This window comes from Sporosarcina sp. USHLN248 (genome assembly GCF_037144575.1).
In the GTDB taxonomy this organism is placed as follows: Bacteria; Bacillota; Bacilli; order Bacillales_A; family Planococcaceae; genus Sporosarcina; species Sporosarcina contaminans.
Genome location: NZ_JBBCZC010000001.1, coordinates 49,952 through 65,021, shown reverse-complemented (window position 1 = coordinate 65,021; position 15,070 = coordinate 49,952). Strand labels below are relative to the sequence as shown.

Annotated in this window: 9 protein-coding genes and 2 CRISPR repeat arrays; of the genes, 4 read left to right on the top strand and 5 right to left on the bottom strand. The window is 41.3% G+C overall.

Translation table 11 applies throughout. The features are described from left to right. Nucleotides 1–90: 90 nt before the first annotated feature. Both WFH04_RS00285 and WFH04_RS00280 read right to left on the bottom strand, forming a co-directional pair. Nucleotides 91–783: a response regulator gene (locus WFH04_RS00285; RefSeq protein ID WP_336822042.1), complete on the bottom strand. Its 693-nt coding sequence runs from the start codon at nucleotides 781–783 to the stop codon at nucleotides 91–93. Then, nucleotides 770–2,386, bottom strand: coding sequence for an ATP-binding protein (locus WFH04_RS00280; protein ID WP_408020151.1), 1,617 nt, complete (start codon nucleotides 2,384–2,386; stop codon nucleotides 770–772). Before WFH04_RS00280 ends, WFH04_RS00285 begins: the two co-directional genes overlap by 14 nt. Nucleotides 2,387–2,922: 536 nt before the next feature. Next, a CRISPR array of direct repeats spans nucleotides 2,923–4,453; the repeat unit is 33 nt; unit sequence ATTTCAATCCACACTCCCCATACAGGGAGTGAC. Between the two features lie 544 nt (nucleotides 4,454–4,997). On the opposite strand from WFH04_RS00280, the gene cas3 reads away from it, so the two are divergent. Genes cas3 through cas7c form a run of 4 tightly spaced genes read left to right on the top strand, consistent with a single transcriptional unit; the run spans nucleotide 4,998 to nucleotide 10,320 of the window. Next, nucleotides 4,998–7,121 (top strand): CRISPR-associated helicase Cas3', encoded by a 2,124-nt coding sequence (gene cas3, locus WFH04_RS00275; RefSeq protein ID WP_336822040.1) that lies wholly within the window; start codon nucleotides 4,998–5,000, stop codon nucleotides 7,119–7,121. Nucleotides 7,122–7,134: 13 nt separating this feature from the next. Next, on the top strand, nucleotides 7,135–7,803 hold the full coding sequence (gene cas5c / locus WFH04_RS00270) for a type I-C CRISPR-associated protein Cas5c (protein ID WP_336822039.1): 669 nt from the start codon (nucleotides 7,135–7,137) through the stop codon (nucleotides 7,801–7,803). Continuing rightward, nucleotides 7,781–9,412, top strand: a complete 1,632-nt coding sequence (gene cas8c, locus WFH04_RS00265; RefSeq protein ID WP_336822038.1) for a type I-C CRISPR-associated protein Cas8c/Csd1 — start codon at nucleotides 7,781–7,783, stop codon at nucleotides 9,410–9,412. The genes cas5c and cas8c overlap by 23 nt, the downstream gene beginning before the upstream one ends. Further along, nucleotides 9,397–10,320 carry a type I-C CRISPR-associated protein Cas7/Csd2 gene (gene cas7c, locus WFH04_RS00260; protein ID WP_336822037.1) on the top strand — a complete coding sequence of 308 codons (924 nt, stop codon included), beginning with the start codon at nucleotides 9,397–9,399 and terminating at the stop codon, nucleotides 10,318–10,320. The genes cas8c and cas7c overlap by 16 nt, the downstream gene beginning before the upstream one ends. Nucleotides 10,321–10,518: 198 nt before the next feature. Next, a CRISPR array of direct repeats spans nucleotides 10,519–10,822; the repeat unit is 33 nt; unit sequence ATTTCAATCCACACTCCCCATACAGGGAGTGAC. A gap of 421 nt (nucleotides 10,823–11,243) precedes the next feature. Here the strand turns inward: cas7c and WFH04_RS00255 are convergent. The 3 genes from WFH04_RS00255 to WFH04_RS00250 form a co-directional block, all read right to left on the bottom strand. Continuing rightward, nucleotides 11,244–11,405: a hypothetical protein gene (locus WFH04_RS00255; protein WP_336822036.1), complete on the bottom strand. Its 162-nt coding sequence runs from the start codon at nucleotides 11,403–11,405 to the stop codon at nucleotides 11,244–11,246. Nucleotides 11,406–12,703: 1,298 nt separating this feature from the next. Beyond that, nucleotides 12,704–13,345: a hypothetical protein gene (locus WFH04_RS18295; protein ID WP_408020150.1), complete on the bottom strand. Its 642-nt coding sequence runs from the start codon at nucleotides 13,343–13,345 to the stop codon at nucleotides 12,704–12,706. 472 nt (nucleotides 13,346–13,817) lie between these two features. Next, entirely contained in the window at nucleotides 13,818–14,864 is a 1,047-nt protein-coding gene (locus WFH04_RS00250) for a flagellin N-terminal helical domain-containing protein (protein WP_336822035.1), read from the bottom strand. Between the last annotated feature and the right edge of the window lie 206 nt (nucleotides 14,865–15,070).

The following is a 15,070-nucleotide window of genomic DNA, read 5'->3' as shown; positions in this document are numbered from 1 at the left end:
CTACCATCAATTTATCAGAAGGTTGGTTATATTCGATGTTTGCGTTCATAAGTTCAATAATGTGAGTAAACATCATTTTATTCATACTGTTCACCGTTTTTTAATGAAATACCTTCTCTCCGGACGTCCGACTGAGCCGTAAATCAGTTCCGTATACGCCCATTTTTCGGACACTAAATGTTCCAAATAACGTCTTGCAGTCGAACGGCTAACACCAATTTCAACGCCTAACGTCTCCGCGGTAATTCCACCTTCGATTTCTTTTAAGTGGTTGACAACTTTCTCTTTCGTTATCGGGTCGATGCCTTTTGGAGGAGGCGTTTCAATCGCTGTACTTGCTTGACTAATTGTTTTATTCCACAGCAATTGTATAGAATCCTCTTGCATAACACCAACACCTGTAAACGCCTCTCTTTTTGCTTTGTATGTAAGAAGGCTTTCCTTGAAACGGTCAAATGTGAGTGGTTTTAAAATATAATCGGCAACTCCACGGCGATATGCTTTTTTCACAATATCGACTTCTGCCGCCGCTGTAATAAAAATGATATCCGTTTCCGGGCTAGTTTCGTGTATGAACTCCATTATCTCTGTACCTAACATATCTGGTAAATAGACATCCAATAATATTAAATCAGGCTGCAATGCGATTACCCACTCTTTCGCTTCCTCCCCATTATGCGCAGCGCCAATCACCTCGAATCCCCCAATCTTATTGATGAAACGACGATGAATATCCGCAATCCGCTTATCGTCTTCAATAATCAGAATCTCAATTGGCATCATGCAAAAACCCCCTTTTCGGAATGGAAATGATAAAGAGCGCACCACCTAAATCTCCTTTTTCCAACGTAATGGAGCCACTCAGGTCTTCGACGTTCTCTGCCACTTTCATTAACCCATATCCTCTGTCCTCCACATCTTTCGTCGATACTTTCTTTTGGAATAAATAGGACAGCACCTCATCCGCGATGCCATTGCCCGAATCCTCTACTTCAAATAAAATTTCCTCACCGTTATCCAATATAAAAAGCCGTACGATCCTTTTTTCCTCTGGAAGAGACTCGATTGCTTCAAACGCATTCGTCATTAAGTTTCCGATGATCGATACAAAATGGGTTTTCTCCAAATGGCCCGGCAGCTCTTTCAAATTGCTGTCCTCGTCAAGAAGGAAGCGTACCTTCAATTCTTTTGCTCGGTTGAAAAATCCGATGACAATACCTCCAAGAAATGGATCCTGCAGCCGCTTCGTCACAAACTGAATAAGCGATTGGTGCTCTGCCGTTTCATCGTGAATTAAACTCAATGCTTCGTCATACGACTGTAATTGAATAAGCCCCGAAATGGTATAAAGAAAATTATTATATTCATGTGTCTGCGCTCGAAGCGCTTCCGTATACCGCTTCACTTGCGATAATTCCATCGAAAGCTGGTCGATTTCGGATTTTAGACGAAATGTAGAAACCGCTCCGATAATTTGGTCATCTGACAATATCGGAACTCGGTTGACAATTACTTTCTTTCCGTGGATTTCCATCGGACGATCGAGATGCCGCTCCCCCGTTTCCAAAACCTTCGGAAGAAGTGTATTTGGCAGCACTTCTTGAATCGTCCTGCCAATCAATTCGGTCTGACCAGGAATAGACAACGTATCATAAGCCGCTGGATTTACTGTCGTAATAATCCCTTTTGCGTCAACCATAATGATCCCTTCACGGACCGACTCAATAAGCGCATTCCTTTCTGTAAATAAATTTGCAATTTCAGCCGGCTCCAAGTTAAAAAGCTCCTTTTTTATATTCCGTGCCAAAACGCTTGATCCGATGATTCCAAGAGCAATTGCCAATAACACGATGTAAGAAATATTGTCGACATATTGAAAAAACATCGATGAAATATCTTCATTCAAATAACCAACCGAAACGACTCCGATAATCTCGCCTTGCTCATCAAAAATAGGCGCTTTTCCGCGCAACGCAGGCCCCAAAGAACCCGTTGCCTCAGAAATATACGATTCTCCTAATAGCAACGCCCGTTCATTATCATCACCGACCATTTTTTTGCCGATCCGGTCGACAACTGGGTGAGCATAACGAATGCCTTCTCGATTCCCGATCACGACATACTCTGCACCCGTTTGCAATCTGACAGCCTCCGCAATCGGCTGCAGCACTTCAGTCGGATTCTCAAGTTCGAATCCTGCTCGGACATCCGGCCTTTCGGCTGTCGTCTTCGCAATGCTCAGCGCCCGTATGCCAAGCTGCTGCTCAATCCCCTGCGAAATCGTGAAATAAAACGAAATGCCAGTAATAATTGCAATAAGCGAAACAAAAAGAGCACCATACGAAAATATGCGAGACTGCAAAGATTTTGGTTTCATAGATATCATCTCTCAATCTTGGAGAGGTTAGTACACCTCTATAATAGAGCACTCTTTAAATTTTACACTATTTTCAATTGTTCGTGAACAAGTGATGGAATTGTCTCTATTTTATTGCACCATGATATCACTGCAAGTGAATATAAAAGAGGGAGGTAAAGGAGGATATTTCAGGAAAAGAGAATGAGATTGTACCACTGTCTCCATTGGTTGATTGGTATCTTGGACATTCAAGAGTACACACTACCAATGCATGAAATCTTACTTTCATAGAAAACAAGCATAAAATCATACAACAACTCATAAACGTATCAATTCGGCGCATAACAACAGTCAACAACTCATAATTCATTCAAAAAACGCAGAGCTTACCAACAAAACGCAGAACACCTATGGTATTGCGCATAAACACCCCTAATGTTCACAGAAAAAGCTCCATGAGACTCTCTCAATGGAGCTTAAGCGCACATATTTGTATATGAATTTACCGTACTTGCAATTCGTCCAGACTAGTATGAATCTGAACCCATTTTTTGTCGAATAGCATTTCAATCCTAACTCCCTATGCAGGGAGTTACTCCAATGCCATTTGTACAGTTACAAATGGACGATTATTTCAATCCACACTCCCCATACAGGGAGTGACAGGGTTCGGCTCTGTCCTATGTGTTCATGGCGAAATTTCAATCCACACTCCCCATACAGGGAGTGACTCGAAACATCGAGCAATATTTCACCGTCATGATCATTTCAATCCACACTCCCCATACAGGGAGTGACTTGATGCGTCGCGGATTGCTACCTTCGGAGAGGATGCGATTTCAATCCACACTCCCCATACAGGGAGTGACTGCGATGTGCATATCGTAACGGGCCGCGCCCATGTATTTCAATCCACACTCCCCATACAGGGAGTGACTAACATGGTGCAATCTAACAATATATCAATCATGTGATTTCAATCCACACTCCCCATACAGGGAGTGACAAAATGGTTCACTGTTACTTGGTTTCGATTCTCGTATTTCAATCCACACTCCCCATACAGGGAGTGACTGCACTTTCATATGGGCTTAAATGTTTCGGGCTATATTTCAATCCACACTCCCCATACAGGGAGTGACTTTACTCACACCATATGAATAAATTAACAACTTATTATTTCAATCCACACTCCCCATACAGGGAGTGACGCTTGCGATTTCCGCTTCTTCCTTCGGATTCTTCGATTTCAATCCACACTCCCCATACAGGGAGTGACCTATTATTGATTTCGCAATCTATATATCTAATAATTTCAATCCACACTCCCCATACAGGGAGTGACGGGGTCATATTCGCAATCGATGAAATCCAAAACATTTCAATCCACACTCCCCATACAGGGAGTGACAAAGAGTATGTATATGCTTGCAATGATTGCGGGATTTCAATCCACACTCCCCATACAGGGAGTGACCGTGACGCCCGCCTCTTTGGCAGCCCCTGCAATCTTTAATTTCAATCCACACTCCCAATACAGGGAGTGACGTGGAAATACGGATGATTAGGCGAGGTAAATAGCATTTCAATCCACACTCCCCATACAGGGAGTGACTTGCGGGGAGGTGCCGTGATGCTGATGGGAAAACATTTCAATCCACACTCCCCATACAGGGAGTGACGATTACATGAGAAAAGGCACAAAATACCCTTTAGATATTTCAATCCACACTCCCCATACAGGGAGTGACGTATTTCTTTTACCCAACCCTCAGCAGTCTCTTTCGATTTCAATCCACACTCCCCATACAGGGAGTGACATTACCGAAAAAACTTTAAAATAGGCCCTCGAATCATTTCAATCCACACTCCCCATACAGGGAGTGACTTCCACATGAATAAAACAGCCACCAACTCGAAATGAATTTCAATCCACACTCCCCATACAGGGAGTGACGGATTATCCGGAACTGCGGGACGAGCTAAGTAACGATTTCAATCCACACTCCCCATACAGGGAGTGACCCCCAATAACCAATCCATGAATTAAAGTCCCCTGGAATTTCAATCCACACTCCCCATACAGGGAGTGACCGCAAAGTATTGTATCTGCCATTATACTATAATCTACATATTGTGTCTCCATAATACCGAATGACTATCTTTCCACAAAACATGACCAAAATAGTGTTTGTTTCAAGCTCATATGTGCGCGAACCTCCCTATGTTTTCATGGGCACTTCAGGTTCGCGCATTATTTTAATCAATCCATTTCCCTTCGTAGAATTAGGTAATTGACATCATAGCTGTGTAATCTGTTCATTAAAACTATAAATTTCAAATAAACTATGCAGATTAAATTAGTCAATAAACTTTATTGCTGTTAATATTATAATGATAATAATTGGTAGTTGCCTGTTACTGAATAAGCTATTTTCCATCTCATTCGGCAGCAGTGGATTGAAATAATCTAGTTAAGATGTTGAACCACGCCCTCGGAAAGAGGGCATTTATTATTGTTAGTTGACTTTCTTTCAATCTTGTTATATGTTAGTTGAAATATAACTTTTAAGTCTGTTAATTCTACTTCTATACTTGCGAATGATTACTCGCTTTTTGGAAATATTCTATCCAACTAATGTATAAAGAAAGGTTCGTGATTCTCATGTCACCGTCCTTTGAATTACTGGACAACTTGATTGCTCATTATAATAACAATCACCCTGATGCCCCTCACACATTATCAAACCACCTTAGATCCCTTACGCACCTAACTGAAGAATTCACCTTTTCTTTTGATCCAAAAAAGATATCATCAATTGTGGCGCTTATCCACGATATTGGAAAATCACATCCCGACTTTCAATTGTACGTACAACAATCGAATGCTCGTAAAGGTTCCGTCAAACATGCTCTACCAGGCGCTCTTCTGCTATCAATGCATAGGTCTCAGTTCCCGAAAACACACTTACCCATTGCTTATTTGATAGAAAACATGATTGCCGGTCATCATCGCGGACTGTATGACATGAACCATTCATTTGTAAAACTATATGATCAGGTTCCTAATGATGGATTTTCTGATGAAGTAAAGCAATTCGTTGCGGAACAGGCAGAGGTATTCCGAAATACTCCTGCCTTGCCACAATGGCAAGATCCAATGTATTGTGCAGCTTTCACTCGATTAATATTTAGTGCGGTTATTGATGCAGATTGGCTGGATACAGAAGCTTATTTCAACAGTGAACGATCATCAAAGAGAATTTATTATGGTTCTTCATTTCGTTTTTTTCAAAAAAAATTTCATGAATTCGTTGAGGAATTCCCTGAAAATAAACTTACTGCATATAGAAAAGCAGCTGAGCGAAAAGGCACAGAATCCGGGTCTTATTTTGAACTGACACTTCCAACAGGTTTTGGAAAGACTTTTGCCAGCCTGTCGTTCGCCTTGGAACACGCAAAGACATTCAACAAATCCCGGATTATCACAGCACTCCCACTCATTAACTTGACTTCGGAAATTAGTGCTCTTTACAGGGACTTATTTGGAAAAGAACATGTGGTTGAAGATCATAGCTCCTTTCTACCAGAATCCATTTATACCGAAGAAGATCCAACAAGCAGAGCACAGTTGGCAATTGAAAATTGGGATCGAAAATTTATCGTAACGACTACTGTCCAGCTGTTCGAGAGTCTATTTTCCAACAAACCCGGAAAGCTTCGTAAGGTACATCGTCTAGCTGGAAGCGTTTTGATTTTGGATGAATTTCACTTACTCCCTTCACAACTGCTTCCCTCTATCTTAAAAATGTTAGATGTACTAATGGAGCATTTCGGCATGACCGTCTTGCTTGTAAGCGCTACACCACTGCCCCTCACCACTAGTAAAGCAATACAGGAACTCATGTTGCGTCATCTGCCCAAAGCGATTGCTCCTCCTGTCGAGACACCTCAGAGAGTTAGCTATTCTTTATTAGGCGAATTAACAGAAATAAGTCTGTCAGAAAAGTTAACAGATGATTCCACACTTATTATCGTCAACACACGCAAACGTGCCCAGCAGCTTTATAAATTAGTAGCCAAACGATTTCAAGATCGGCCAGTATATTATTTGTCTACTACACTTACAGCAAACGCACGGGTGGACAGGGTTGAGAAAATTAGAGCGGACCTAAAAAATCGTCCAATCGTAATCTCAACTTCGTTGTTAGAATCCGGAATTAACCTATCCTTCCAATGTTTATTCCGCGAAATGGCTCCTTTGCCTTCCGTCATCCAAGCTGCAGGTCGATGCAATCGTTACGGTAAAGAGTTGCTTGGACAGGTATATTTATTTACTTGGCCAGAACCAAAATACCCCTCCCCTTCTTATGAGTCGGGAGTCCGACATTTAGAAAGGTTACTAAAAGAGCATGGAACTTCAGTGTTTTATTCTTCTGCTGCCATGGCTTCTTATTATAGAAGAGTGCTCAATCAAGATTTTAAAAAATCACCCATCTCGGAGAAGGATATTCTCCAGTTTGAAACAGTGGCGAAAAAGTTTAAAATGATTGACTCGCATGGTATCACTGTAATTTGTCCGCAGTCAAGTGGATTTCAGGAACAATGGCTTAAGGAAGATAAAACACGATCATGGTGGAGAAAAATACAGCCTTTTACTGCCCAAGCACCTTCGTCCATGCAGCGCCATATTAAATATGAGAAAGGTATTCCTGTTTGGACAGGCCCTTCCAACGATGAGCTTGGCATTCTACTAATTTAAGGAGGTGAATTGCTTGAGAAGAACTACAAAAGTTCAAGTGAAAGTTTGGGGAGACGGCGCACTATTCACACGTCCAGAAGGTAAAGTGGAGCGGGTCAGTTATCCACTCATGACCGCCTCTGCTGCCCGGGGTGTTTTGGAAGCGATCCTATGGAAACCAGAGTTCCAATACCGTATCTGTTCTATTTCCGCACTAAAATATCCTACTTTTCACTCAATTATTAGAAACGAAGTGGATAGCAAAGCTTCCATTACAAAAAAGTTTATGGAGCAGCCGGAAGATAAGTATGCGGATGATATGCGGCAGCTACGGCACAGTTTGTATTTAAAAGATGTGTCCTATATCATCTGTGCGGAAATCGTCCTTCAGCTTGATACAGAACAGCCAATTGAGAAATATGAGGCAATGTTTACTCGGCGTGTACAAAAAGGACAGTGTTTTTCAAGACCGTATCTCGGTACACGTGAGTTTTCAGCTAATTTCGGTCCAGTCTCTGCAACAGATACACCGATTAATTGGACAGAAGAAATCGGACCTATGTTTTTCGATTATCGGTATCCGAAAAACGGGACAACCGTAATTCCATACTTTTTCAACGCTTCGGTGCAAGAAGGTGTTATGTATATTCCCCAGCATCTATACGAGGAGGTGAATTGCCATGTACGTAAAGCGGCTCATTGAATTCGCTGAAGAGCATCCTGATCTCTTTCCACCCATTGGATTTCAAAGGAAGAAAATTGATTGGATTGTAGATATTGACGGTGACCAGCTAACATTTAACAATGCAGAACGGATAGAGATGACTGTTCCAACGATTGCTCGTTCGGGCAGCGGAGTAAATCCCATCCTATTTGTTGATAAACCTGACTACGTATTTGGATGGTCTCCTACCGGACAAGAGAAGGAGAGAAGTGTAGCCCGCCATAAAGCCTACATGCAGCTATTAGAAGAGTTTGTTACTGAAACAGACGACAGGGATGCAAGAGCCTTGCTAAAAGCACTAAATCAACCAATCCCATATCCGGACAAGATGAAAAACGGTGACTTTGTCGTATTTCGTATCGATGATGAACGATACTTGCATGAATCAAAGACCGTACAAAGTTTTTGGTCAAGACGAGTCCAACCAGAGCCTGATAGCAAATCTTTTGTAACTCACTGTAGCTTTTGCGGAGAAGAGGCCCCAGTAATGGAACGGCATTCCATCAACTTTGTTGTCAACCGAGAACGAACTAAAATGATTTCCGCCAATAAAAATGCCTATGAATCTCACAATCTAAAGAACTCTTTAATCTCTCCCACCTGCTATGTATGCGAGCAAAAGTATGGACAAGCATTGGAGTATTTCTTACAGAATGAGCCAAATGCAAATCACGGTGAACATGTGTTTTCAGTGGGAGATCTTACGTATGTCTATTGGCTACGGGGAAATTCAACCGATGCGAATATTGTAACCGCAATGTCTTTCTTGCATGAAGCAAACCTAAATGAAATAAAAGATCAATATTTACAAGTATTCAAAGGAAGACAGGAAAAAGCAAATTTTAATAACTTCTGTCTTCTCATCTTATCCGCAAATAAAGGACGTCTTGTCGTAAGGGGCTTCTTAGAAGAATCGATGGGCGTGATTCAAGAACGAATTATCAAGTTTTTGGAGGCTCAGGAAATCGGCCGTGGCCGTCTGTACAATTTGTATACATTAGCAGGAGCCATCTATCAAAAACCGAGCACCCAGCTAAAGCGGATAGATGTGCAGGACTGGTTCAACTGGGCATTTCGAAGTACTCCTTTGCCCGGGCGCATTCTGGTTGCCATGCTGAAGCGAGTGCAAGCAGAAGGCACGATGTATCCTACACATGCAGCTGTCTTGAAAAGTTGGTTAGTCAGTCAAAACGAAGGGAGAGAATGGACGGTGAAAACGGACAAAACAAATACAGCACCTGCCTATGCGTTAGGGAGAGTATTTGCAGTCTTAGAAAAAATACAAGGAGAAGCAACCGGATCAAAAGATACGTTAAGCAGCCGATATTTTGGCTCAGCTTCAACTGTCCCACGGGCTATTACAGGTATGCTGATTAAAAACGCCCAATACCACCTAGTAAAAATCAGTAGTAACAACAAAGGACGTGCAATTAATTTAGACAAAAGACTGAGCAAACTTCTAAATACTATTGAAGAATTACCTTCATCTCTGAATTTATCGCAGCAAGCAGAGTTTGCACTTGGCTATTATCACGAAAAAGAGGACTTGTGGACAAAAAGGGAGGAAATCGAATGTACCACCAATTAAATGATCCAGAAAAACGTTATGATTTCATGTTAGTGTTCGACGTGCGGGACGGAAATGCAAACGGCGATCCTGATGCCGGCAATCTTCCACGTGTTGACGTTGAAACGATGCAAGGACTCGTCACGGACGTCGCACTAAAAAGAAAAATCCGCAATTACGTTCAAATAACCCGAGGTGATCAGGTAGGCTTTGATATTTATGTGAAACATCGAGGAATCCTTTCCCGTGAACAGCAAAAATCATACGAGGCATTAGGATATGAAAACGATGAAAAGCCTTCTGCAAATACCATAAAAGATGCACGGAACTGGATGTGTTCACATTACTTTGATGTTCGCATGTTTGGTGCCGTCATGTCTGGAAAACAATATAATGCAGGACAAGTCCGAGGCCCGATGCAATTGACATTCGCCCGGTCCATCGACCCCATTACACCCTTTGACATGACGATCACAAGGGTTGCCTTGACAAATGCCAACGATGCCCAAAAAGAAGCAAGTGACGATGAAGCAGAAGCTCGTCATGGCCAGATGGGACGGAAAGCTTACGTGCCATACGGGCTTTACGTTGCCTATGGCTATTATACACCGGCGTTTGCATTGCAAACTGGCGTCAAAAAAGAGGACCTTGAAGTATTCTGGGAAGCGCTCGTCAATATGTGGGATCTCGACCACTCCGCCGCAAGAGGAATCATGGCAACCCGCGGATTGTATGTGTTTGAACATGACAGCAAATTCGGCAACGCTCCTTCCCATATGCTGTTCGACAATATCCAGATCAGGAAAAAAGAAGAAGTGGAAGCTGCACGTGATGTTTCAGACTATGAAATTCATATCGAGGAGCTGGATATAGAAGGGGTTACACTACATGAGGTGGTGCCAATGAAAAGAGAACAACCTACCTACTAAACAGCATATCAATAGAACAAGATTGCCCGTAAGTTAACACGAATGGGCAATCTTGTTTTGTGAGCTGGCGGCTGATCCTACTGTTTTATTTTTTTCTCAATACAGGGGTGACAATAGAGACCAATACCCTGTCAAGGTAGCGGTCTCCATACAGGGAGTGACAATATCCTTGAAGTATTTGCTGTTATTCGAACAAAAATTTCAATCCACACTCCCCATACAGGGAGTGACATCAAGAGGAAAAGGACCCTGTCTATTACGGTTTATTTCAATCCACACTCCCCATACAGGGAGTGACTGAAACGTTGCACAATCGACTTGACCGGATACTATCATTTCAATCCACACTCCCCATACAGGGAGTGACTTCAGCTTCTGAAAGTCATCGGATCCGTAGAAATAATTTCAATCCACACTCCCCATACAGGGAGTGACTCGAGCGCGTGGGCACGGGCACGGGCGAGTTTGAATTTCAATCCACACTCCCCATACAGGGAGTGACCGCAAAGTATTGTATATGCCATTATACTATATTCTACATATTGTGTCTCCATATCACTACAAGGTCAAATTCCAACATATTAATTACCAATTTAGGATGTTTCAAGCGCGATTGTGCGCGAACCTCCCTATGTTTTCATGTTCACTTTGGGTCCGCGCAATATGGATTTTTCCTCCAACCAACCTTTAATAACTAATACATACAGTCTACTAATTAACAATAGGCAGCTCCTAAAAAAAGCTGCCCATACATGCTTAATTCAAATGATGCCGTACAAGTTCAGCATCATTTGTTTTCCTAATGGTTTCTTTCAATCCTTAAAATATTACCAAGACTTCAGTCTTGATTACAGATGAGATCTGTTCATTCCTTTCAATTTCAACAATGAGCGTTCATTAAAATGGTGGTATCAGGACGATGGTTATGTAAAGTTCGTTAATGGCACGGCGAATAAAATCATATTATCAATCGACAACTTCCCTACTGATGAAAATGAATTTTCCATACAATTATTATGGGATAAATGAAATTGAAGTTTATAATCGACGACCAAAATCGGCTTAATCCATATGATAAGTTTCAAATTATTTATTCCCTATACTTGATAACACCATGGATCCTGTCTATCAAGCAGATGGCATTTCCAGTTCTGACTGTTCAGTCACTTCGTCGACTGTCGAAAAAAACGACTATCTATCTACATCAAAAGTTTTTCGATAAAAGGATGCAAGCCACTAAAAAAACATAATACCCGCATCCAATTTAATTACTCACTTTTAGAGTCAACGCTTATGACATTCATTTGAACAATAATAACAGCCATCTGCTTTTGCATAATACTTCTTCGCTTCAAGTACTGCTCCCTTGCAATTAATAAAAGACCCCAAATATTTAAGGTTTGCAGAGGAAGGTAAACGCTTACATGTACTCTCATGAACTTCATGATCCCCATTCGGCTGGGGATTCATATTGACATAATAAAGTCCCATTTAGACACCTACTTTCATCTTTTTACGAACACATACGTTCGTATTAATCTTATAATAGAATATATGTTCCTGTTAGTCAAGTCGTTTTCCATCACTATTTCCCTCAACGGTATCTAAGTTCTCCAGACAATAATAGAAGACAAGGCTCCAAAAATTCATATTAAGAAATACTGTGTCTCCTTTTATAGTTCAACATAAAAAAAGACTCTCTACAGAAGCAGAAGGCCTTGCTGTTGCAAACGTTATTGGTTTATCTACATATTTATACAGTACGATGAGCGAACAGCACTCGTGTCAGTCCCCTCCCATATACACATCACTACTCGTAATTTCTCTTCTTCGTTCAATGCATCCTAAATGTCGAGATATGAGTTTACTTCGCTGACAATTTCAATACAAACTTTATGATGGGCTTCCTGTTTCCTGATAGGTGGCTCTGCCCTCGCTTGATGACTGCTTGATTACAGCCAATGGAATGTACTACATTTGCCATCTTTTTTACCGGGAGTGACTTACAAAAAGCAATATGTAAGCAACAGAAGAGGGTATTTCAATTTCAATCCACACTCCTCATACAGGGAGTGTCACTGTCGAAATGGTAAAATGCCCAAGGTTTCAAGATTTCAACCCACACTCCCAATGCAGGGAGACCTTCATGGTTGGTCGTAAATCATGGCGATTCCAGTCATTTCAATCCACACTCCCAATACAGGGAGTGACAAGCAATTATTGGCTGAAGCTGGTTGCAAAGATGTATTTCAATCCACACTCCCAGTACAGGGAGTGACCAGATGTATTGCTTAAAAATCTGTGAAGAGCTGGGATTTCAATCCACACTCCCAGTACAGGGAGTGACATATATTACCTTACCTACGCTATCTTCGACGTGATTTCAATTCACACTCCCATACAGGGAGTGACCGTTACTTTTATCGTAGATATTTAACACGTTTTGTATTTCAATCCACACTCCCCATACAGGGAGTGACGCGCTTTCGTATTTACAGCGATGACTACGGTTGTATTTCAATCCACACTCCCCATACAGGGAGTGACGATTTTGCCGATATAACGGTCTTTCGCCGTTGCTGATTTCAATCCACACTCCCCATACAGGGAGTGACAAAGATGGGATATCGCGTCGTGCAAACCCTATGCATTTCAATCCACACTCCCCATCCGCATTACGTTTAACTTTAGAATACATATCTTGTGTAAATGGTACACGAACAGTAAATGTTGTGAGAAGATCATTTTTAGCATGCTTTATTATTTTTTCATCATCTGCGATATCAATTGTTGTATGAGATACAAATTTTATTTCACTACTTTTTAATTCCTGAGACAATGAATTTACAACTATTGAAACACCTTCGTTTGCAATTTTCTCAGCTTCACTGATACTGCTTGCCCTAACATAAATTTCAGCAATTAAATTCTCTCCCCTATAATATAGGACCGTATCATTAATTTTTATTGGTTTATCAATTTTAATTAATGGTTCTATTTTAAAAAGGACTTTATATTTTTTCAAAACAAATACCTCCATCCTTAACTGATTAAGTTAGTCGATAAACATATTTAAATAAAAAACGCGGCCGGAATCCCGGACCGCGTTTTAGTAACCAGATTAACGTAGAAGTTGAAGTACGCCTTGTGGTTGTTGGTTCGCTTGCTTTGCGACTGTATCTTTCGAGTACAGAATAGACTATATCTTCACCCTCATCTAGCTTATAAGGGGCTGGGCACTTCGAATGTTACGACTCGTAACACCCTACGGATTTCATCGTCATAGCGTTCGCCTTAGACGGTATATCCTAGTCGTTGAACGTTCCCCACGGTTTCCCGACAGGGGCTTCGCTGCTGATTGTCCAATCTCTTCGTTTTTCAGGCCGTCGCGTTTACCGTTTCCGGTTCCGATGTGGCAGAAGAGCTCTTAGGATGTTCCAGCAATTCACCCAGTGATCATCTATATCATTGCTAATATAGACGCCCATGCAATCATATTACCGAAGAAGTTGTAGTACTCCTTGAGGCATTTGATTCGATTGAGCTAACATAGCTTGTGCTGCTTGAGTCAAGATGTTGTTCTTTGTGAACTCCATCATTTCTTTCGCCATATCGACGTCACGGATACGTGATTCTGCAGCAGTTAGGTTTTCGGAAGAAGTTCCAAGGTTATTGATTGTGTGTTCTAAGCGGTTTTGTGTAGCACCGAGTTTAGAACGTTCTGCAGATACAGTTTCAATTGCATTGTTAATAGTTTCAATTGCAGAAGAGGCTGAAGTTTGAGATGAGATATCAATTGCTTTTCCTACTTTTGCATCGTCAGCTGCAGCTGCTGTAGCTGTTACCATAGCTTTCGCGCCTTCTTTTACTACAAAACCATCGCCAGCATCATTTGCTTCGAGGTCAGCAATTGCATAATATCCATCATTAACAAAAACTGCTACAGCATCACCATCATCATTTTGAAGCGTTTTAGAGCTAACATCCGCAGCAGCACCAACTGTAACATCCTCAGTAGCTGCTTTGTAATTTGTCAACACTTTTAATGCCTCGGCACCCATATCATTGATTTTAAGATCAATATCTTGTCCCGTATTTGCACCAATATGGAATTTTCCTTCAAAACCTTTTTCGCCAAGAAGGTTTTTTGTATTGAATTCTGTGTTTTCAGCAATACGTGTAATTTCCGCCGCTAACTGATCAACTTCTTTTTGAAGTTCCGCACGATCGGAATCATTATTAGTATCGTTTGCAGATTGAACTGCAAGTTCACGCATACGTTGAAGGATTGAATGAGTTTCGTTCAATGCACCTTCAGCTGTTTGGATTAAAGAGATACCGTCTTGAGCGTTTTTAGAAGCCATATCCAAACCACGGATTTGACCACGCATTTTTTCGGAGATCGCTAAACCAGCTGCGTCGTCTCCTGCACGGTTGATTTTAAGACCAGATGAAAGTTTCTCTAAGTTTTTAGAAGCGTTTGTGTTGTTCGCTCCAAGTTGGCGGTGTGTATTAAGTGCCGCAATGTTATGATTGATAATCATTGTTATTTCCTCCTTGAGTGTTTGTTTGGTTCACGTCCTTGTGAACCATTTTTTATGCTCACGGCGAGGAGCCGGCCGAACTCTCTGCCGCTTACAATTCTATTATCGGATAAGCAGGTTATGAGTTTAGCGTTTTTTGAAAGTTTTTTTGTTTTTATGGAGAATATGTTGGAAATGTGAATTGAAGAGGTTTTTTCCGTAGCAAA